Annotated in this window: 18 protein-coding genes; 9 read left to right on the top strand and 9 right to left on the bottom strand. The window is 61.2% G+C overall.

Annotation, left to right across the window (positions count from 1 at the left end; genetic code table 11):
- Positions 1-183 precede the first annotated feature (183 nt).
- A complete protein-coding gene (locus tag AB8A23_RS26150) occupies positions 184-1,323 on the top strand; it encodes an MFS transporter (protein ID WP_439057665.1) in 1,140 nt (379 codons plus the stop codon).
- 3 nt (positions 1,324-1,326) lie between these two features.
- On the opposite strand, the gene AB8A23_RS26145 is transcribed toward AB8A23_RS26150, so the two are convergent.
- From AB8A23_RS26145 to AB8A23_RS26120, 6 genes are all read right to left on the bottom strand, one after another.
- Entirely contained in the window at positions 1,327-2,304 is a 978-nt protein-coding gene (locus tag AB8A23_RS26145; protein ID WP_439057666.1) for a PDR/VanB family oxidoreductase, read from the bottom strand.
- Positions 2,305-2,315: 11 nt separating this feature from the next.
- On the bottom strand, positions 2,316-3,071 hold the full coding sequence (locus AB8A23_RS26140) for a GntR family transcriptional regulator (RefSeq protein WP_439057667.1): 756 nt from the start codon (positions 3,069-3,071) through the stop codon (positions 2,316-2,318).
- Between the two features lie 4 nt (positions 3,072-3,075).
- Positions 3,076-4,125 carry an aromatic ring-hydroxylating dioxygenase subunit alpha gene (locus tag AB8A23_RS26135; protein WP_439057668.1) on the bottom strand — a complete coding sequence of 350 codons (1,050 nt, stop codon included), beginning with the start codon at positions 4,123-4,125 and terminating at the stop codon, positions 3,076-3,078.
- A 193-nt stretch (positions 4,126-4,318) separates the two neighbouring features.
- Positions 4,319-5,161, bottom strand: coding sequence for an AAA family ATPase (locus AB8A23_RS26130; RefSeq protein WP_068732213.1), 843 nt, complete (start codon positions 5,159-5,161; stop codon positions 4,319-4,321).
- Between the two features lie 94 nt (positions 5,162-5,255).
- A complete protein-coding gene (locus AB8A23_RS26125) occupies positions 5,256-5,498 on the bottom strand; it encodes a GlsB/YeaQ/YmgE family stress response membrane protein (RefSeq protein WP_068732215.1) in 243 nt (80 codons plus the stop codon).
- A 217-nt stretch (positions 5,499-5,715) separates the two neighbouring features.
- Positions 5,716-7,632, bottom strand: coding sequence for a diguanylate cyclase (locus AB8A23_RS26120; protein WP_439057669.1), 1,917 nt, complete (start codon positions 7,630-7,632; stop codon positions 5,716-5,718).
- A gap of 304 nt (positions 7,633-7,936) precedes the next feature.
- Between AB8A23_RS26120 and AB8A23_RS26115 the strand changes: the two genes are divergently transcribed.
- The 3 genes from AB8A23_RS26115 (at position 7,937) to sseA (ending at position 10,506) form a co-directional block, all read left to right on the top strand.
- Entirely contained in the window at positions 7,937-9,118 is a 1,182-nt protein-coding gene (locus AB8A23_RS26115) for a vWA domain-containing protein (protein WP_068732219.1), read from the top strand.
- Complete coding sequence (locus AB8A23_RS26110; protein WP_439057670.1) at positions 9,115-9,528, top strand: rhodanese-like domain-containing protein; 414 nt, start codon at positions 9,115-9,117, stop codon at positions 9,526-9,528. The genes AB8A23_RS26115 and AB8A23_RS26110 overlap by 4 nt, the downstream gene beginning before the upstream one ends.
- Before the next feature lie 123 nt (positions 9,529-9,651).
- Positions 9,652-10,506, top strand: coding sequence for a 3-mercaptopyruvate sulfurtransferase (gene sseA, locus AB8A23_RS26105; RefSeq protein ID WP_439057671.1), 855 nt, complete (start codon positions 9,652-9,654; stop codon positions 10,504-10,506).
- 12 nt (positions 10,507-10,518) lie between these two features.
- Here sseA and AB8A23_RS26100 read toward each other — a convergent pair whose 3' ends face one another.
- A complete protein-coding gene (locus AB8A23_RS26100) occupies positions 10,519-11,316 on the bottom strand; it encodes a hypothetical protein (RefSeq protein WP_439057672.1) in 798 nt (265 codons plus the stop codon).
- A gap of 358 nt (positions 11,317-11,674) precedes the next feature.
- Between AB8A23_RS26100 and AB8A23_RS26095 the strand changes: the two genes are divergently transcribed.
- Entirely contained in the window at positions 11,675-12,853 is a 1,179-nt protein-coding gene (locus AB8A23_RS26095) for a L,D-transpeptidase family protein (RefSeq protein WP_439057673.1), read from the top strand.
- A gap of 80 nt (positions 12,854-12,933) precedes the next feature.
- On the opposite strand, the gene AB8A23_RS26090 is transcribed toward AB8A23_RS26095, so the two are convergent.
- Positions 12,934-13,893: a D-2-hydroxyacid dehydrogenase family protein gene (locus tag AB8A23_RS26090; protein ID WP_439057674.1), complete on the bottom strand. Its 960-nt coding sequence runs from the start codon at positions 13,891-13,893 to the stop codon at positions 12,934-12,936.
- Positions 13,894-14,007: 114 nt separating this feature from the next.
- A complete protein-coding gene (locus AB8A23_RS26085; RefSeq protein ID WP_231077610.1) occupies positions 14,008-14,214 on the bottom strand; it encodes a hypothetical protein in 207 nt (68 codons plus the stop codon).
- Positions 14,215-14,445: 231 nt separating this feature from the next.
- Here AB8A23_RS26085 and ettA point away from each other — a divergent pair, with 231 nt between their 5' ends.
- From ettA to AB8A23_RS26065, 4 genes are all read left to right on the top strand, one after another.
- Positions 14,446-16,095 (top strand): energy-dependent translational throttle protein EttA, encoded by a 1,650-nt coding sequence (gene ettA, locus AB8A23_RS26080; protein WP_089267386.1) that lies wholly within the window; start codon positions 14,446-14,448, stop codon positions 16,093-16,095.
- Positions 16,096-16,108: 13 nt separating this feature from the next.
- Entirely contained in the window at positions 16,109-16,879 is a 771-nt protein-coding gene (gene tam, locus AB8A23_RS26075) for a trans-aconitate 2-methyltransferase (protein WP_439057675.1), read from the top strand.
- A gap of 107 nt (positions 16,880-16,986) precedes the next feature.
- A complete protein-coding gene (locus tag AB8A23_RS26070; protein WP_120289007.1) occupies positions 16,987-17,613 on the top strand; it encodes a TIGR00645 family protein in 627 nt (208 codons plus the stop codon).
- 14 nt (positions 17,614-17,627) lie between these two features.
- Positions 17,628-18,863 (top strand): lytic murein transglycosylase, encoded by a 1,236-nt coding sequence (locus AB8A23_RS26065; RefSeq protein WP_439057676.1) that lies wholly within the window; start codon positions 17,628-17,630, stop codon positions 18,861-18,863.
- The last annotated feature ends 78 nt before the right edge of the window (positions 18,864-18,941 follow it).

The following is an 18,941-nucleotide window of genomic DNA, read 5'->3' as shown; positions in this document are numbered from 1 at the left end:
CATGCGCAAAAAACTGAAATTCTTAACGCAAAATATTTGCATTAAGGTCTCGGGCGACCTAGATGCCTAATGCAACTATTTAGCTTTTAGGAATGAGCTATGCAAGGCAGTGCCGAAAAGACCTGTGTTTCCAATGCCCAAGCATCACCAGCCAGAGCCGGTTGGGTGTTGAAGCCATCAGCCATGACGGCATTCAGTTTTGCCGGGGCCGCGCTGGTCGCGGCCAGCAGCAGCGCGGTGACGCCGCTGTACCGGCTCTACCAACAGTCGATGCACCTCTCGCCGCTGATGATCACGCTGGTGTTTGCGGTCTATGCGATCAGCCTGCTGGCCGCGTTGCTGACAGTCGGCGGCCTGTCCGATTATGTCGGACGCCGTCCGGTCATTCTCGGCGGTCTGTTGCTGAATGCTATCGCAATGGTGCTGTTCTCCTATGCCAGTGATGTCGGGCAATTGATCCTCGCGCGTGCCGTGCAGGGCCTGTGCGTCGGCACGGCGACAACGGCATTGGGTGCTGCGATCCTCGATACTGACCGCAAGCGTGGACCGCTCCTCAACAGCGTGACCGCCTTTCTTGGCCTGATGGTCGGCGCGCTCGGCGCGGCGGCGCTCGTCACCTTCGCGCCCGATCCGCTGCATCTGGTTTATGAGGTTCTATTCGCGCTGACGGCTGTGATGATTGTGCTGCTGTTCGTGATGCCGGAGACCGTGTCGCGCAAATCGGGAGCGCTGGCCTCGCTGCGGCCGCATGTGCGCGTGCCCAGCCAATCGCGCGCCGCGCTGCTGCGCGTTGCACCGGCCACCGTCGCCACATGGGCGTTGGGCGGCTTCAGTCTATCCTTGATGCCTACGGTGGTCGCAACAACGATGGGCGTCTCCGCGCCTTGGGTTGGCGGCGTCGTGGTCGCGACCCTGATGCTCGCTGCAGCACTGACCGTGGCCGCCCTTCGGCAGCTTCCGGCGCAGCGGTTGCTGGTGATTGGCACGGCCGCACTGTCGCTGGGCGTCCTCGTCTCGCTGCTCGGCATCTGGCAGCACAGCGTTGCGATGCTGTTTGCCGGTTCGGTGATCGCAGGTTTCGGCTTCGGCGCGTCCTTCGCCGGCTCGCTGAGCACGCTGCTGCCGACCGCCGAGGCGCATCAGCGCGCCGGTTTGCTGGCGGCGTTCTATGTGTTGTCCTATCTGGCCTTCAGCCTGCCGGCACTCGCTGCAGGTGTGGCTGTGCCATATGCCGGACTGGCCGTCGTGGCCTATGTCTATGGCGCCGTGGTCATCGTGCTCGCGATCATGTCGATGATTGCGTCGCTGCGCGGTGAACGCTGACGGTCAGACAGCGTCCGGCTGATACAACGTATCCACCGTCACCGTGCCGACGACGCGCGAGACGCAGGGACAGATCTTCGTATTGCCGCTCTTTTGGTGATCGCTGAAGAACACGTCGCGATGATCGATTTCGCCGTCGATGGCGAGGACATCGATGGCGCAGACCCCGCATTCGCCGCGTTCGCAGTCCGACATCACCTCGAAGCCGGCGTCGTTGAGCGCTGCCAGCATCGAACGGCTCTGCGGCACTAGGATCTCCGCGCCGCTGCCCTTCAGCCGAACGCGAAATTCCGTGGTTGGCAGGAGACCGCTGGAGCCGAATGTTTCATAGCGCAGATCAGCGGGCGCGCGCCCGGCAGTGTTCCATTCGCGCCGGGCCGCTTCCAGCATCCGCATCGGGCCACAGAGGATAACGATGGCATCGTGAGGCAAGGCAGCAAAGGTCGCGGCGAAATCCAGTCGTGCGCCTTCATGGCTGGCGTGCACCGTCAGGCGGTCGCCGAGCAGCGTCGATAGTTCATCGAGATAGGCGGCTTCGCTGCGAGCCTTCACCGCATAGTGTAGCTGCAGATCGATGGCTTTGCTGTGGAGCGCCGCGGCAATGCCGGTGATCGGCGTGATGCCGATGCCGCCGGCGATCAGGCAGTATGTCCCACGATTCCAGTCGATATCGTAGAGCGATGACGGGCTGGAGATTTCCAGCCGCGCCCCGACCTGCAGCGCCCACATGGCTTTGGAGCCGCCGCGACTATCCGGCGCCAGCCGCACCGCAATGCGCAGCACATCGGTCACGCGTTCTCCCACCAGCGAATAGGATCGCGTTTGTGGCTGGCCGTCGATCAGGAGGCTGACATTGATATGGCTGCCGAGAGGGTAGGACGGCAGCGGTGTATCCGGCTTCAGCGTGATCTCGCGAATGTTCGGCGCCACATTGCGCGTGGCCTCGACGCGGCATCCCATCCAGTGTTCTGCAAAACGCATGAAGGTCTCCGTCAATCCGCCGGTGTCGAGGTCAGCAATGCCAGTGCAGGCAGCAGGTCGAGATGGTTGCGATTGCGCAGCGCCAGCCGCAGATTGCGCACGGCAAGCCGCGCGTGCTCACGCATGATCGCCTCGGCGCGCGCACCTTCGCGATTCTCGATGGCGTCGACGACGATGCGGTGATGTTCCTGGCCGATCAGCAGGATGTTGTGCGCTTCCGGCAGCGCTGACTGCGCCATCACGAAGGCGCTGGGCGAGGCAAAGGGCATCGCCGAAACACGATCTATTTGCCGGATCACCGGCGCGCTGCCGGAGAGATCGGTCAGCAGCGCATGGAAACGGGCGTTCATGGTGACATAGGCAGAGAAGGCTTCCACCGAGATCGGATCCTGCCGCACCAGTTGATCCAGATCCGACAGACATTCTTTCAGTGGTTCAAGGTTGCGGGCGCTGGCGCCGCGCTCGGCGGCGAAGCGGGCTGCGAGGCCTTCCAGCGTACCGCGCAGTTCGATGGAGTCGAGAATGTCGCGCTCGGAAAACGCCTTCACCATGAAGCCGCCGGAGGGGATCGCCTGCAGCAGACCCTCATCTTCCAGACGCACCAGTGCGAGGCGCACCGGCGTGCGCGAGACGCTGGTGATTTCCACAGCCTGCAATTCGCTGATGCGCTCGCCCGGGCGCAGCGTGCCGGACAGGATCATGTCGCGCAGTGCGAGCTGCGCACGCACGGTCTGCGAGACGGAGCGTTCGGTATCGCGTTCGCTCATGATTTTACTCTGCCGCCTGCAGTTTGGGTGGCGTAGTTTCCTTCGCCACCATGCGGTCGATCACCCGTCGGCACCACATGGCGCCGGCATCGATGTTGAGATTGTAGAAGACGCGGTCGGGATTCTCGGTCATCGCCTTCTGCTGCGCTTCGAGTATGATCTCGTCCTCGCGGAAAATACCCGCGACGCCTTCGCGGATTTCCGTGGTGATCTTCTGTTCGGTGATGCGGTGGTTGCGCACAAAGGCCCAGAAATAGTGGCACGTGGTCTCGGTTTCCGGCGTCATGGTGTTGAGCACGAAGCCATTGACGCCCTGCGAGCGATCGCCTTCCGGCGCGCCGGTTCCGGCCGGTGCGACGCCGACGTCGATATTCACCGTGCTCGGCGCCTGGAAGTGGATGATCTGCCAGCGATCGACGGGACCGGGCTTGCGCAACTGCGCGGCCCAGAATGGCGGCGCCTCAATGCCCTTCATCCAGCGCGTCACCGTCACGGTCTTGTCGCCATGGGTGACATCGAAAGGAGATTCAGCGACGTCCTCCTGACCGATGCTGGAGCCGTGTACGAAGGTTTCGTGAGTCAGATCCATCAGATTGTCGACCACGAGGCGGTAGTCGCACTTCGCGTGAATCGTCTTGCCGTCGCCGGCCCATTCCGGATCGTCATTCCAGTGCATGTCCGGCACTAGTGCCGGATCTGCCAGCGCCGGGTCGCCCATCCACAGCCAGATGAAGCGATGCCGCTCGACCACGGGATAGGAGCGCACGCAGGCGGAGGGATTGATGGTCTCCTGCGAGGGCATAAAGGTGCAGCGGCCTTGCGCGTTGTATTTCAGGCCGTGATAGCCGCAGACCACCATGTCGCCCTCGAGACGTCCCTTGGACAGCGGCACCAGCCGGTGCCAGCAGGCATCCTCCAGCGCGCTGACGCCGCCATCGGAGCGTCGATAGATCACCACATGCTTGCCGCAGATCGTGCGCGGGAAAAGCTGGTGCTTGATGTCGGCATCCCAGGCGGCGGCGTACCAGGCGTTCAGCGGGAATGAAGCGGGCATCGTATTCCTCCGTGGCGCAGTTCTTGAGTCCTGTTTGTATACAGGGATGGCGTTTGAAGGGACGATATCTCAATAAAACGAGGATTAGAACCAGCTTATGTATACTGAAATTGGAAAATATCTCCGGAATAGGTATTAAAAAACCGCCCCTGAGGGCGGTTTTTCGTGAAGGCTGTATACCTCGATGGTGGGATCAGACTTCCCGTCTGTTCAAAAACGCCAGCCGCTCGAACAGGTGCACGTCCTGCTCGTTCTTCAGCAGTGCGCCGTGCAGCGGCGGGATCAGCTTGCGCGGGTCGCGCTCCCGCAGCATCTCCGGCGACATATCCTCATTGACCAGCAGCTTCAGCCAGTCGAGCAGTTCCGACGTCGATGGCTTCTTCTTGAGGCCGGGCACATCGCGCACCTCGAAGAAAATACGCATCGCTTCGGCGACGAGGCGATGCTTGATGCCGGGGAAGTGGACCTCGACGATCTGGTTCATGGTGTCGATGTCGGGGAACTTGATGTAGTGGAAGAAGCAACGGCGCAGAAACGCGTCGGGCAATTCCTTCTCGTTGTTCGATGTGATCATCACGATCGGGCGCTTTGCCGCCTTGATGGTCTCGCCGGTCTCGTAAACATGGAATTCCATGCGGTCGAGCTCGAGCAGAAGGTCGTTCGGGAATTCGATGTCAGCCTTGTCGATTTCGTCGATCAGCAGCACCGGTCGCTCTGCGTGGGTGAAAGCTTCCCACAGCTTGCCGCGCTTGATGTAGTTGCCGATGTCCGAGACGCGGGGATCGCCGAGCTGGCTGTCGCGCAGGCGCGAGACGGCATCGTATTCGTAGAGGCCCTGCTGCGCCTTTGTGGTCGACTTGATGTGCCAGGTCAGCAGCGGTGCGCCCAGCGCCTTGGCGACTTCCTCGGCCAGTACGGTCTTGCCGGTGCCAGGTTCACCCTTCACCAGCAGCGGGCGTTCGAGCACGATAGCGGCATTGACCGCGACCTTGAGATCATCGGTCGCGACATAGTTTTCGGTGCCGGTAAATTTCATGGAGACTTTGCCTTGTTCTTCTTGTCGCGCGGACGCGCGCCGCCGAAAATGATGGGAATCGCGGTAGGCGATCGCAGAGTGAGGGGATGCGACGTCAGCGCCGGATCAGCGACAGGATGACGAGCACGATCACCGCGCCGATGGTGGCGTTGATGATGTCGCGGATCGCCCCGACGCCAAGGCTCACACCCAATCGCGGCAGCAGCCAGCCAGCGACCAGTGCGCCGATGATGCCGATTACGATATTGCCGAGCAGGCCGAAGCCGGCGCCACGAACGATCAACCCGGCCAACCAGCCGGCGATGGCACCGATCAGCAATGCTGCGAGAATTCCCATGGATCAATCCTTCGCGGGCGACATCAAGTGACGCGCCATTCCTGTTGTGATCATCAGCCGTCGGCCAATTTGGCCAGCCGGCACGTTTCCGGGCGAAGTTTAATTGAATTATTGGTCAGGTCCAGCCACCATTCCGGGCACTTCGCGGGACCTTTTGCGATGACGAAGAACATATCATGGCGGGGAAAAGCCGGGCGGTCTGGCGGCAATTGGCGGATCAGCCGTTGTGAGAAAAGCCCGCGCTGAAATATTCGCGTTGCAGCGCCGAATTGGCGACAACGCAATCTCGACCACGTCGTTTGGCCTCGTAAAGCGCCAGATCGGCCTCGCCGACCAGGACGGCTTCGTTCGAGGTTAGGCTGTTCCGGCTGGCGACGCCGACGCTGATCGACAGGTTGCCACGGGTTGATGCCATATTTGGAATCTCCAATGCCCTGACCCGAAGACGCAGGGCTTCCGCGATTATGATCGCATCGGCCTCGGATACGTCCGGCAAAACGATGGCGAACTCCTCGCCGCCATAACGTGCGGACAATGCCGGCGTATTGATCGTGGCGTCGGCGATGACGGATGCGACGCGTTTCAGGCATTCGTCGCCGGCTTGGTGGCCGTTGCTGTCATTATAGCCCTTGAAGTTGTCGACATCGATCAAAAGCACCGACATCTCGTCGTGCTGCTCAAAGACGCGGCGCAGAAAGCCGTCGAGTGTGCGGCGGTTGGCGAGCCCCGTCAGCCCGTCAGTGGTCGCGAGTTCTGCGAGCTTTGTATTCAACGACGTCAACTCGTCCTGCATGCTTTTTCGAAGGGTGACGTCGCGTAGCACGCCTACGATTTCGACCTTGTCGCGATCGATCTCGCGGGTGGCCAGTTTGAAGTTAACCTCCACCCAAGCGAGTGAATGGTCGTCACGATAAGTTCGAAAAATCACGGTGCGGTTCGCTGTGAGATCTTTCAATTGCGCGCTGGCCGCCTTCACGGCTTCCACATCCTCCGGGTGCACCAGTTCGAAACAGGAGCGCCCGAGCAGATCTTTCGGATTATGCCCCAAAACGAATTCGACCGAATGCGAGACGAAGACGATATTTCCAAAGCGATCGAGCAGGATAATAACATCGGCGATGTTGTCGGCGAGCAGGCGATAGCGGGACTCGCGCTCGCGAAGCGCGTGTTCCATGTTGAGCCGGAAGCGGAACTGGGTCGATAGCAGTGCGGCGAGCAGGATCACGGTGCAGAGCAGGACTGAAGCAACGATAACGTCGGACAGCAGGTTGCTCTTCCATATGGCCAGCACCTGATCCTCGGGAATCGCAACTGTCACGATCAGCGGATACTGCGTGGTTTGCTCGTAGCTGAAATATTTGGTGATACCGTCAAACGGCGAATCGATCTTGTAGAAGCCTGCCAGACTCTGTTTCAGACGGGTCTGAATGAGTTGAGTTCCGGAGAGGTCCTTTCCAACCTCCATCGATGGCCAGTGAATCAGCAGTATGCCGTCGCTTCGGATCAGGCTGATGCCGCCGCTCTCGCCGATCTGGAATGTTTTGTAGAAATCGCTGAAGTACTGGTTGTCGATTGCGCCCGTCAGCACACCTTTGAAGGTGCCGTCGGGCCCGTCGATCCGCTTCGACAGGATGATTGATGTACGGCCGGTTAGCCGCGACGTGATGGGAGCGTTGATCCTGATATTGGAGTCGGTGTGATCGCGATGATAGGTGAAATAGTCGCGGTCGGAATTATTGTGCGTTGGCGTTTCCGGCAGCGAGGAATAGCGCCAGTTCCCAAGCGTATCGAATACACCGATTTCGCGCAGCTGTGGCAGTGCATTCGCCGTGTTGGCCAGAAACGTGTTGAAGCGATCCGGCTGCGGGTTTTGGTACTTCAGCAGATCCGCCATCCCGCTCATGGCGATATCGATGGCCTGTATCGAGCGCGAAGCATGTTCGACCAGCGAATGTGCGAGGTTTCGACTGTCGGTCTCGCTTTGCGCCAATACGGTTTGGCGGGCATCGAGCGCCTTCCAGACGACAAGCCCGAGCACGCACGCGCTCATCGCCAGCACGAACAGCGTGACGATCACACCTGGCGCGGAGAGTCGGCTCGGCGAACTGCTGGTCAGTGTCGTGGGTACGGTCATTCGATTCTATGTTGACAGCAAAACAGGCCATCACCATGGCCGTTGTTGCTTTCACGATAGCTAAGAATGCCCGCCGATGGCGGGACACCGCGCTGCGTGGTTACTGACGCCGGAATTGTTGAAACAAATACCTGCAATCTGACAAGCGATTGCTTCACCATGCCGCGGAGCGGAATTCGCCCCGGTTTGACTGACAAATCTCGCTTATTCCGGATATGCGCCGCGATGGCGCACCACGGAGCTGTGTAGGTTTCTACCACATCCGGCCCTTGACGGACGCGGGTGGTCGGGCAATCTGTCAATCATGTTCTTGCAATTCTTCACATCGCTGCGCGATGCACAGGTCCCGGTGACTCTGCGCGAATATCTCACGCTGATGGAGGCGCTCGACGCCGACCTAGCTGATCAGTCGGTGGAGAATTTCTACTATCTGTCCCGTGCAGCGCTGGTGAAGGACGAGCGCAATCTCGACAAGTTCGATCGGGTGTTCGGGACGGTCTTCAAGGGGCTTGAGAGCCTGCTCGATGCCATGGAAAAGGCGGAGATTCCCGCCGAGTGGCTGAAGAAGCTCGCCGAGAAATATCTTACCGAGGAAGAGAAGAAGCAGATCGAGGCCATGGGCTGGGACAAGCTCATGGAAACCCTGCGGAAGCGCCTTGAAGAGCAGAAGGAACGTCATCAGGGCGGCAACAAATGGATCGGCACCGCCGGGACCTCACCGTTTGGCGCCGAAGGCTACAATCCCGAAGGCATCCGTATCGGGCAGGAGAAAAGCCGCCACCGGCGCGCGGTGAAAGTCTGGGACAAGCGCGAGTTCAAGGATCTCGATGGCAATGTCGAGCTTGGCATCCGCAATATCAAGGTGGCGCTGCGCCGTCTGCGCAAGTTTGCCCGCACCGGTGCGCCGGATGAACTCGATCTCGACACCACGATTCGGGAGACCGCCAATCACGGCTATCTCGACGTCCATATGCGGCCGGAACGGCGCAATGCGGTCAAGGTGCTGGTGTTCTTCGATATCGGCGGATCCATGGATTCGCATATCGAGCAGGTCGAGGAACTGTTTTCGGCGGCGAAGAGCGAATTCAAGCACATGGAGTATTTCTACTTCCACAACTGCCTCTATGAAGGCGTGTGGAAGCAGAACAAACGTCGCTTCACGGACCGCACGCCGACTTGGGACGTGCTGCACAAATATGCCCATGACTACAAGATCGTGTTCGTTGGCGATGCCTCGATGTCGCCTTACGAGATCATGGTGCCCGGCGGTTCGGTCGAACATGTGAACGAAGAGTCCGGCTCGGTCTGGCTGGAGCGCATCACGCAGACCTATCCGAATGCGGTGTGGCTCAATCCTGTCGCCAAGCGGCACTGGGATTACTCGGAGTCCACGACCATCATTCGGCGACTGTTCTCGGAACGGATGTATCCGCTGACGATTGAAGGTCTCGAAGGTGCAATGAAGGAACTGGTGCGAAAAGCATGACGCAGACGATTACCCGCGGCTACAAGGCGCTGCTCGACGAAGCTAACGCGCAGATCGAGACCATGAGCGTCGAGGACGTAATGAAAGCGGCGGAAAGCCCGGATGTGGTCATCGTCGATATCCGCGATCCCCGCGAGATCGAACGCGAAGGCAAGATCCCGGGCTCGTTCTCCTGCACCCGCGGCATGCTGGAATTCTGGATCGATCCGGAAAGTCCCTATGGCAAGCCGATCTTCCAGGAAGACAAGAAATTCATTTTCCATTGCGCCAGCGGCTGGCGCTCGGCGCTGGCGGCCAAGACCGCAGCCGATATGGGCCTGAAGCCGGTGGCGCATCTGGGCGGTGGCTTCACCGCCTGGCGCAATGCGGGCGGCGCGGTCGAGAAGGTCGAGTCGAAGGCGTCGAAGTAATCGTAACTCTCGGCCGTCATGCCCGGCGAATGCCGGGTATCCACGTCTTGCCGCGAGTGAAGACGTGGATGGCCGGGACAAACCCGGCCATGACGGTGTTTCAAAATAAAAGGGCACTTGTGCATGGCATCCACTGATCCTCTTGTCTCGACCGAATGGCTCGCCGCGCATTTGGGCGATCCCAAAGTCAAAGTCATAGATGCGTCGTTCAAGATGCCTGGCGTGCTGCCACTGCCGGTCGATGACTATCTCGCTGCGCATATTCCCGGCGCTGTGTTCTTCGATGTCGATGCGGTCTCCGATCACTCTGTGTCGCTGCCGCATATGTATCCTGATGCCGACCAGTTTGCGCGCGATGTCGCCGCGCTCGGCATTTCCTCTGATGATACGGTCGTCGCCTATGATGCGGGTGGCTGGGTCGCGGCGCCGCGGGCGTGGTGGATGTTTCTCTCTTACGGCCACGCCAATGTGAAGGTGCTCGATGCCGGGCTGAAGAAGTGGAAGGCCGAAGGGCGTGCGATAGAAACCGGAAAGTCGTCACCGAAGCCTGGCACTTTCAGTGCCGCGCTCGACAAGTCGTACATCCGCAGCAAGGCGCAGGTCGTTGCCAATCTGGATTCGCGCAAAGAGCAATTGATCGATGCGCGTGCCGCCAATCGCTTTGAGGGAAGTGTCCCTGAACCGCGCGCGGGCATTCGCTCCGGTCACATCCCCGCCAGCCGCAACCTGCCTTACAACCTGTTGTTCGACGCTGCGACCGGCACGATGAAGCCGCTCGAAGAATTGCGCGAAGCCTTCACCGGCACGGGGCTCGATCTCGACAAGCCCATCGTCACCACATGTGGCTCGGGCGTATCTGCGGCGGTGTTGACGCTGGCGCTTTATCGTCTCGGCGTGCGCGGTTCAGCGCTCTATGACGGCTCGTGGTCGGAATGGGGGCAGCCCGACGGTCCGCCCGTCGCGACCGGACCGGCGTAACCGGGGTCGAGGTCAGCGCGCGACCGGCAATCCGAACGGGTCAGTTGGCTGTGGTGCAGCGGCCGCCATAGGCCTGGCGGCCACACGCCGCTTTTTGACGACGATGCGCTTCTTCACGATCTTCCTGGCGGGCTCTGCAGCAGGCTTCGCTTTCGGGAGTGGAACCGACTCGGTATCGACGGGCGGTCCGCCCAGCATCGCAATTTTCGTCGAAGACAATCTTGCGTCGTCATCGGTCAGCGTCGCCGTCGGCTGTGACCCCGCTACAACCTCTGCGGCGGCGGCTGGTGCTGGAACGACGGCAGGCTCGGGAGGAGGGGCAGCAACTGGTTCGACGGAGGTCGCTGGTGCGACGGCAACCGTCGTTAGAGGTTCGCGTTCTTCGATCTTCGTTGCTTCCGACTTCGCTACAACTTCAGGCTTCGGCGTCGCCGCCACCGGGGCAGTCATCTCGACTGTCGGTGCGGCCAGTGTCGCCGGGGGCGCGGCGGTCTCGGGCAAGGCGATCTTTTCCGGCTCCGCAGGAGCCGCGATGGGGGGCACCTGTTCTGCCGCCGATGTCACGGAGACCACTGGCGGCGCGACAGTCTCAGGGGTGGGGGCTGCCGGTGCCTCGACGCGTAGCATGGCCAATGTCGGTGGAGCTTCGACGGGCGGCTGCGCAAAGACGGCCTGCGGCGCGCGCCTGGTCGGAATGGTCGCGAATTCCTGATGGGCAGAGCGCAGCAGGGCTGCGGCGCCAAGGCCGAAGACCACCAACGAGACTGTGAGCAGGACGGCTGCGAACAGAAATCGGAAACCCGGAAGCATGAATGGCAGTTCCGCCTTCGGACAGACCGTGGAAGGCTTTCGAACGACGGGGACGCGGTGACAACACTGGAAGCGGCCCGTTCCGCAGAATCGGCTGCCGCCAAAGCGTCGCGAATCAGGACCATTTGAGGATAACGCACGGCCTCAGGAACCGTTTGTTAAAAAGTGAGATGCACAACTGAGGACGCATTCCTGAGCAGTGATTTCAGCGGGGGTGAGGCAAGATAGCCACGCCGGCGTGTGATCTCGCGAATATGACCGAAATGGGAAGCTTTTTTCCGGAATTGTCTTGAATGCGCCGCTATCCTGCGCGATCTGACGGCATGTTCCGGTTTTTGCTTGAGCTTATACAAGGGCAATGATGATCAAGCGTGTTTTGACGACATTGGCGACCGTGGCTCTCGGTAGCGTCGCGGGTCATTCGATTGCGGTGGCGCAGGGCTATCCTGTGGGCACGCCAAGCGGCTATTCGATTCCGGCCGATCCCAACTATCCCCCAGGCGGCTATCCGGCCAATTCGCGCGCCGATCGCGCGCTGGACGCCATGCCGGACTTTGACGCACTCGACGAAGATGACGCGCCGCCCTCTCGTGGTGGCCGGCCGATGACGGGGCTGTCCGCGCCCGGAATTGCGCCCCAGAGCCCGGTGATGTCTCCGGATGACCCGCGCTATGGTCGTCCTGCTGGTGCTGCCCCGGTTTATTCCGATCGCGCCATGCCGCAGGGGCCGGTGATGTCGCCGGACGACCCGCGTTACGGCCGCCCGATGGCGCCGCCGGCGGTGGTCTATTCGAACCGTGGCAACGGTGATGGCGCAGTGCGTCCGCCTGAAGGCATGGGCGGGCAGGGTGCCCCTTTGACCGGCTCGGTGCAGGGACAGGGTCTTGGTGCCAATGGCAGCTCTGTGATGGTGGCTTCATTGCCTCCGGAAGATCAGCCAGAAACTGGTCCGGCGCAGTTGCCGCCGCAGTTCCGCCGGCAGGAAGTGAATTTCGTGACGAAGGAGCCTGCGGGCACCATCGTCGTCGATACGCCGAACTTCTATTTGTACTATGTGCTCGGCAACAACCGCGCGATGCGCTATGGCGTCCGTGTCGGCCGCGACGGCTTCACCTGGAACGGTGTGCAGAAGATCACTCGCAAGGCAGAGTGGCCGGATTGGCATCCGCCGACCGAGATGATCGAGCGTCAGCCCTATCTGCCGCGCTTTATGGCGGGTGGCGAAGGCAATCCGCTCGGTGCCCGCGCGATGTATCTCGGCTCGACGGTCTATCGTATTCACGGCACCAACCAGCCGTCGACCATCGGCAAGTCGGTGTCCTCTGGCTGCTTCGGCATGCTCAACGACGACGTCTCGGATCTGTTCGAGCGCGTCAAGGTCGGTACCCGCGTGGTGGTGATGCCGGGCAAGGCTCCGGCAACGACCGCCTCCGCGCAGCCGGTCCCCGGCCCGAGCGCCAGCGCCGCGCCGGCACCGCTGCCCGGTACCCAGCCGACATCGGTTCAGCCGCTACCGGCCCCGGTCAGCATTCGCTGATTTCTTTCAGCTGATTTCGAGAAAACGGGCGCTGTGTAATCACACGGCGCCCGTTTTCTTTTGCGCAGTGAGCGCTTGCGTCAGTTGAGCTTGCGGACGGGGGCGCTGTTCAACCAGCCGTCGATGCCCTCGATCATCTCCGCATAGATGCGCTTGTAATTTTCGGCGGTGACATAACCGAGATGCGGCGTGATCACGACATTGTCGAGTTTGCGCAGCGGACTGTCGAGCGGCAGCGGTTCGTGGGAATAGGTGTCGATGCCGGCACCGGCAATTTTCCCGGCTTGTAGCGTCTCAAGTAGCGCCGCTTCGTCGACGATCGGGCCGCGTGCCGTGTTGATGAGATAGGCGGTTGGTTTCATCCGCGCGAGATCCGCCCGGGAGACCAATCCGCGCGAACGGTCGCTCAACACCAGATGGATGGTGATGACATCGGCGGTGGCGAACAGTTCTTCCTTGGTGGCGTAGGTGACGCCGGCTTTTTCGCAGGCCTCGGGCGTCAGATTGGTGCTCCAGGCAATCGTCTTCATGCCAAGCGCGCGGGCAATGCCGGCAACCTGACTGCCGAGCTTGCCGAGGCCGATGATCCCGAGCGTCTTGCCTTCGATGTCCTCGCCGATCGTCACCTGCCAGGGCTTGCCGGCCTTCATGCGTGCGTTTTCAAAGCCGATCTTGCGGGTCAGTTCCAGCATCAGGCCGGTGGTCAGGCCGGCCGTCGGATTGCCCACCATCGCGGTACCGCAGACGGTGACGTCATGAGCCTTCGCGGCCTCGAAATCGATCGCGGCATTGCGCATGCCGGAAGTGATCAGCAGCTTGAGTTTCGGCAGCGCCTCGAACATCGCGCGGGGAAACGGCGTCCGCTCGCGCATGGCGCAGATGATTTCGAAATCCTTCAGCGCTGCAGCCGCTTCGTCCGCTGAGGCGAACGGCTTGTCGAAGACGGTGATCTCAATGCGGTCGGCGAGTGCGCTCCAGTCACCAAGCGTCAGGGCCACGTTCTGATAGTCGTCGAGAATTGCACAGCGCAGCCGCGTCATGGGATCGTCCATCCGGTGTGGTGATGACGGTGTTGAAGCCGTCAGGGGATGGACACATTGCGCGCCTCGCGGGCGTGCGCAAGCGTCTGCATCGTCGGCGGCAGTGCGATCAGCTTAATGTGAGGGCGGGACCGGCGCGGACGGGTCCTTGGCGCGACAGGCGGGGCCCGGGCCGCGCATGTAATGCTGCTCGGGCCGGTAAGGATCGAAGGCGGCGACGAAGAACAGCTGCCAGAACGTCCGGATTTCGTGGAGTAGGCCTGGGCGCGCCGCGCTGGTTTCGGCGGCGGCTGGAGAGGGGACTGATGTAGTGATCGCCATGACGAGGCTCCGCCTGTCTGCCCGCGACTTCAGTCGCGAGGGGCATGATTGATCGCCCTGGGAGCACTCTTGGCGGAAGTCGTTAAAAAGCGGTTTTAATTGTCATAATGGCTGCCTCGAAGAAGTGCAGAGTTACCAAATCCTTAAGACCCCCGGTTGCCCTTTCGGGGCCACGCCGCTACATCAGCGACAACCCATTTTTCACGCCCGCGACGGTTTTCAAGGATCACGATGGCTCGCCAATTCGTCTACTTCATGCAGGGTCTGACCAAGGCCTATCCGACCCGCAAGGTGCTGGATAACGTCCATTTGTCGTTCTACCCGGACGCCAAGATCGGCGTGCTCGGTGTCAACGGCGCCGGTAAGTCGACGCTGCTCAAGATCATGGCTGGCCTCGACAAGGAATACACCGGCGAGGCCTGGGTCGCGCAGGGGGCTCGCGTCGGCTACCTCGAACAGGAACCGCAGCTCGATGCGTCTTTGAACGTCCGCGAGAACGTCATGCTTGGCGTCGCCAAGCAGAAGGCTGTTCTCGATCGCTACAACGAGCTGGCGATGAACTACTCGGAAGAGACCGCTGACGAGATGACCAAGCTGCAGGACGAGATCGAGGCGCAAGGCCTCTGGGATCTCGACAGCAAGGTCGACCAGGCGATGGATGCGCTGCGTTGTCCGCCTGACGATGCCGACGTCACCAAGCTCTCCGGTGGCGAACGCCGCCGCGTCGCACTCTGCAAGCTGCTGCTCGATGCACCCGAACTGCTGTTGCTCGACGAACCGACCAACCATCTCGATGCTGAATCCGTGTCGTGGCTCGAAGGCCATCTGCGCAACTATCCCGGCGCGATCCTGATCGTGACCCACGATCGCTACTTCCTCGACAACGTGACGTCGTGGATTCTCGAACTTGATCGCGGCCGCGGCATTCCCTACGAGGGCAACTACTCGTCCTGGCTGGTGCAGAAGCAGAAACGCCTGGCACAGGAAGGCCGCGAAGACGCAGCCCATCAGAAGACGCTGGAACGCGAGCAGGAGTGGATCGCCTCGTCGCCCAAGGCCCGTCAGGCCAAGTCGAAGGCGCGCTACCAGCGTTATGACGAGCTGCTCAAGAAGGCCAGCGAGAAGCAGACCCAGGGTGCGCAGATCACCATTCCGGTGGCCGAGCGCCTCGGCGATAACGTCGTCGACTTCGAAGGCCTCACCAAGGCCTATGGTGATCGCGTGCTGATCGACGATCTGACCTTCAAGCTGCCGCCCGGCGGTATCGTCGGCGTCATCGGCGCCAACGGTGCCGGCAAGACGACGCTGTTCAAGATGATCACCGGCCAGGAGAAGCCCGATAGCGGCACGATCACCGTCGGCGAGACCGTTCATCTCGGTTATGTCGATCAGTCGCGCGATGCGCTCGACGGCAAGAAGACCGTGTGGGAGGAAATCTCGGGGAATAACGAACTGATCCTGCTCGGCAAGAAGGAAGTCAATTCGCGCGGCTACTGCTCGTCATTCAACTTCAAGGGCGGCGATCAGCAGAAGAAAGTCGGCGCATTGTCGGGCGGTGAGCGCAACCGCGTGCATCTCGCCAAGATGCTGAAGTCCGGCGCCAACGTCCTGCTGCTCGACGAACCGACCAACGATCTCGACGTCGACACGCTACGTGCGCTGGAAGAGGCGCTGGAAGACTTCGCCGGTTGCGCCGTGATCATCAGCCATGACCGCTGGTTCCTCGACCGTATCGCGACGCATATGCTCGCCTTCGAAGGCGACAGCCATGTTGAATGGTTTGAAGGCAACTTCCAGGACTACGAGAAGGACAAGATGCGCCGGCTCGGTCAGGATTCGATCATCCCGCATCGCGTGAAATACAAGAAACTGACGCGCTGAGGAGAACTCTCAAATGGCCGACTGGAGCGCGCAGCAGTATCTGAAGTTCGAGGACGAGCGAACCAGGCCGGCACTGGATCTGCTCGCGCAGATTCCGCTTCTCGATGCCCGCAAGGTCGTCGACATCGGCTGCGGGCCTGGCAACTCGACGGAACTTCTGGTCAATCGCTGGCCACAAGCGTCGGTCATCGGTGTCGATACGTCGGCCGATATGCTGCGGCAGGCGCGGGAACGTCTGCCCGCGCAGACGTTCATCGAAGCCAACATCGCCCATTGGGTAGCGCCGGCCGGCTCCGATGTCTTGTTTGCCAATGCCGTGTTTCAGTGGGTGCCGGATCACATCAAGCAGCTGAAGCGTCTGGTCGGTGCCTTGCCTGACGGCGGCGTGCTGGCCGTGCAAATGCCGGATAATCTCGACGAGCCCTCGCACATCCTGATGCGCGAGGTCGCCTATCTCGAGCCGTGGCGCGCGCAGCTCTCGAAGGCTGCGGAGCTGCGTGACTCATTGCCGAAACCCGGGGCTTATTACGATGCGCTGCAGCCGCTGTGTTCCCGCGTCGAGATCTGGCACACCGTCTACAATCATGCGTTGGCCGATGCCGCCGCGATCGTGGAATGGGTGAAGGGCACCGGGCTGCGTCCGTTCGTCGATCCGCTGGAGCCGCCGGAGCGCAAGGCTTACATCGCTGAGTATACCGCGCGCATCGCTGCTAGCTATCTGCCGCAGGCGGATGGCAAGGTTCTGCTGAAGTTTCCGCGGATCTTCATCGTCGCCGTCAAATAGCTGATGCGGCCAGTTGCCGCGCATTCACGACATCATCGCGTCCAGAACGCGCCGTTATAAGATCGGCGCTTCCATTGCATTCCGATTCGACCCATAGCGAGCCCCCCATGTCCATGACGCCCGAAACGCCATTGCCGCCCAGAGGAAAAGGCGGGGCGATGCGACCGATTCCGGCGCTGATCTTTGGCTCGCGCTGGCTGCAGCTGCCGCTCTATATCGGCCTGATCGTGGCGCAGTGCGTCTATGTCGTGCTGTTCCTCAAGGAGCTCTGGCACCTCATCGCACACTCGTTCGACTTCAGCGAACAGCAGATCATGCTGGTCGTGCTGGGTCTGATCGACGTTGTGATGATTTCCAACCTGCTGGTGATGGTGATTGTCGGTGGCTACGAGACATTCGTGTCGCGGCTCAATCTGAACGGTCACCCGGACGAGCCGGAATGGCTCAGCCACGTCAATGCCAGCGTGCTGAAGATCAAGCTGGCGATGGCGATCATCGGCATCTCGTCGATCCATCTGCTGCGCACCTTCATCGAGGCCGGCAATCTCGGAAGCACCAGCGCGCGCACGACAAACTACACCGAGGTGGGTGTGATGTGGCAGACCATCATCCACATCGTGTTCATTCTCTCGGCCGTTGGCATCGCCTATGTCGACAAGCTCTCGAACGGAGTTGTTCCGCATTCGCCAGAAAACGGTCACGGCAAGCAGGGCCATGGAGGCCACGCGCATTGAAATTGAAGCCGGGCATGTGGACGACACTGCGACCGCTCTCAGTCGTCGTCATCCTGTGCCTGATAATCGGGCCGGTTCCGTTGCTTGCTGCACCTGACGCCAGCTTCACCACTTTCATTGCTTCGCTCTGGCCTGAAGCCCAACAGGCGGGCGTCTCGCGCAAGACCTTCGATGAGGTCACGCGCGGGCTGGAGCCGGACTACAAGCTTCCGGATCTCATTCTGCCCGGCCGTCCTGCGACTGGCGCGCCGTCGCAGGCGGAATTCGTGCAGGTGCCGGCGGATTATGTGAAGGAGGCCAGCGTCATCCGGCTGGCGGGCGAGGGGCAGCGGCTGTTGCAGAAGCACCGCGCGACACTCACCGCCATCGAGCAGCGCTTCGGCGTGCCGGCGACAATCATCCTGGCGATCTGGGGGCGCGAGACCGATTACGGTCGGTATGCGTTGCCCTACGACGGCATTCGCGTGCTGGCGACGCAGGCCTATGTCGGCCGCCGCAAGGACCAGTATCGCGGCGAGTTCATCGCAGCATTGAAGCTGATCGAGCGCGGCGACGTATCGCGCAAGGATCTGCGCGTGTCCTGGGGCGGCGCGACGGGGCTCACGCAATTCCTGCCGTCGGAACTGGATAAGCACGGCGTCGATTTCGACGGCGACGGCCGTGTTGATATCTGGAAGTCGGTGCCGGATGCGCTGGCATCAGCGGCGCAGCAACTCACGAACAAGGGTTGGCAGCGCGGTCTGCGCTGGGCCTATGAAGTGCGTGCGCCGGCCAATGCCGACTGTACGATGGGTGTGCCAGAAGTCACCCGGCCGATTGGGGAGTGGATTCGTGCCGGCTTCACTCCGGTCCGTGGCGAGAAGCTCAGCGCGGCGGAGCAGGCGCAGCCCGCATCGCTGCTGCAGCCGGAGGGTGTCTACGGCCCGGCCTTCCTGACGACGAAGAACTATTTCGTCATCAAGGAATACAATTTCTCCGATCTCTATGTGCTGTTCGTCGGCCATCTCAGTGATCGAATGGCCAATGCGCAGCCCTTTGCAACGCCGTGGTCGGCATCGAACCAGTTGCGCAGCACCGATGTCGAGGCCATGCAGCGGCAGCTGACGAGGCTTGGCCTCTATGCCGACAAGATGGATGGCAAGGCCGGCATGAAGACGCGTGCCGCGCTCGGCGCCTATCAGAAGTCAGCGGGCCTCAAGGTCGATTGCTGGCCCAGCGAGACGGTGTTGCGCGCGATGAACGCAAGATAGTCGCACCTTCAATCGCCCAACGAAAAACCCGGCCGCGTAAACGGCCGGGTTTTGAATTTGGATCGTGCGCGCGAATGC

It is taken from the genome of Tardiphaga sp. 619_E2_N8_4, assembly GCF_051810905.1.
In the GTDB taxonomy this organism is placed as follows: domain Bacteria; phylum Pseudomonadota; class Alphaproteobacteria; order Rhizobiales; family Xanthobacteraceae; genus Tardiphaga; species Tardiphaga robiniae.
The sequence above is the reverse complement of the archived record's forward strand: the minus strand, read 5'-3'. Positions and strand labels throughout refer to the sequence as shown.

Excerpts from the sequence above, each read along its gene's own strand:
- sseA (WP_439057671.1), top strand. The coding sequence starts at position 9,652 with ATGGCATCCACTGATCCTCTTGTCTCGACCGAATGGCTCGCCGCGCAT.
- ettA (WP_089267386.1), top strand. The coding sequence starts at position 14,446 with ATGGCTCGCCAATTCGTCTACTTCATGCAGGGTCTGACCAAGGCCTAT.
- AB8A23_RS26145 (WP_439057666.1), bottom strand. The coding sequence starts at position 2,304 with ATGCGTTTTGCAGAACACTGGATGGGATGCCGCGTCGAGGCCACGCGC.
- AB8A23_RS26140 (WP_439057667.1), bottom strand. The coding sequence starts at position 3,071 with ATGAGCGAACGCGATACCGAACGCTCCGTCTCGCAGACCGTGCGTGCG.
- AB8A23_RS26070 (WP_120289007.1), top strand. The coding sequence starts at position 16,987 with ATGTCCATGACGCCCGAAACGCCATTGCCGCCCAGAGGAAAAGGCGGG.
- AB8A23_RS26085 (WP_231077610.1), bottom strand. The coding sequence starts at position 14,214 with ATGGCGATCACTACATCAGTCCCCTCTCCAGCCGCCGCCGAAACCAGC.
- AB8A23_RS26110 (WP_439057670.1), top strand. The coding sequence starts at position 9,115 with ATGACGCAGACGATTACCCGCGGCTACAAGGCGCTGCTCGACGAAGCT.
- AB8A23_RS26065 (WP_439057676.1), top strand. The coding sequence starts at position 17,628 with ATGTGGACGACACTGCGACCGCTCTCAGTCGTCGTCATCCTGTGCCTG.
- tam (WP_439057675.1), top strand. The coding sequence starts at position 16,109 with ATGGCCGACTGGAGCGCGCAGCAGTATCTGAAGTTCGAGGACGAGCGA.
- AB8A23_RS26115 (WP_068732219.1), top strand. The coding sequence starts at position 7,937 with ATGTTCTTGCAATTCTTCACATCGCTGCGCGATGCACAGGTCCCGGTG.
- AB8A23_RS26125 (WP_068732215.1), bottom strand. The coding sequence starts at position 5,498 with ATGGGAATTCTCGCAGCATTGCTGATCGGTGCCATCGCCGGCTGGTTG.
- AB8A23_RS26090 (WP_439057674.1), bottom strand. The coding sequence starts at position 13,893 with ATGACGCGGCTGCGCTGTGCAATTCTCGACGACTATCAGAACGTGGCC.
- AB8A23_RS26130 (WP_068732213.1), bottom strand. The coding sequence starts at position 5,161 with ATGAAATTTACCGGCACCGAAAACTATGTCGCGACCGATGATCTCAAG.
- AB8A23_RS26135 (WP_439057668.1), bottom strand. The coding sequence starts at position 4,125 with ATGCCCGCTTCATTCCCGCTGAACGCCTGGTACGCCGCCGCCTGGGAT.
- AB8A23_RS26120 (WP_439057669.1), bottom strand. The coding sequence starts at position 7,632 with ATGACCGTACCCACGACACTGACCAGCAGTTCGCCGAGCCGACTCTCC.
- AB8A23_RS26100 (WP_439057672.1), bottom strand. The coding sequence starts at position 11,316 with ATGCTTCCGGGTTTCCGATTTCTGTTCGCAGCCGTCCTGCTCACAGTC.
- AB8A23_RS26095 (WP_439057673.1), top strand. The coding sequence starts at position 11,675 with ATGATGATCAAGCGTGTTTTGACGACATTGGCGACCGTGGCTCTCGGT.
- AB8A23_RS26150 (WP_439057665.1), top strand. The coding sequence starts at position 184 with ATGACGGCATTCAGTTTTGCCGGGGCCGCGCTGGTCGCGGCCAGCAGC.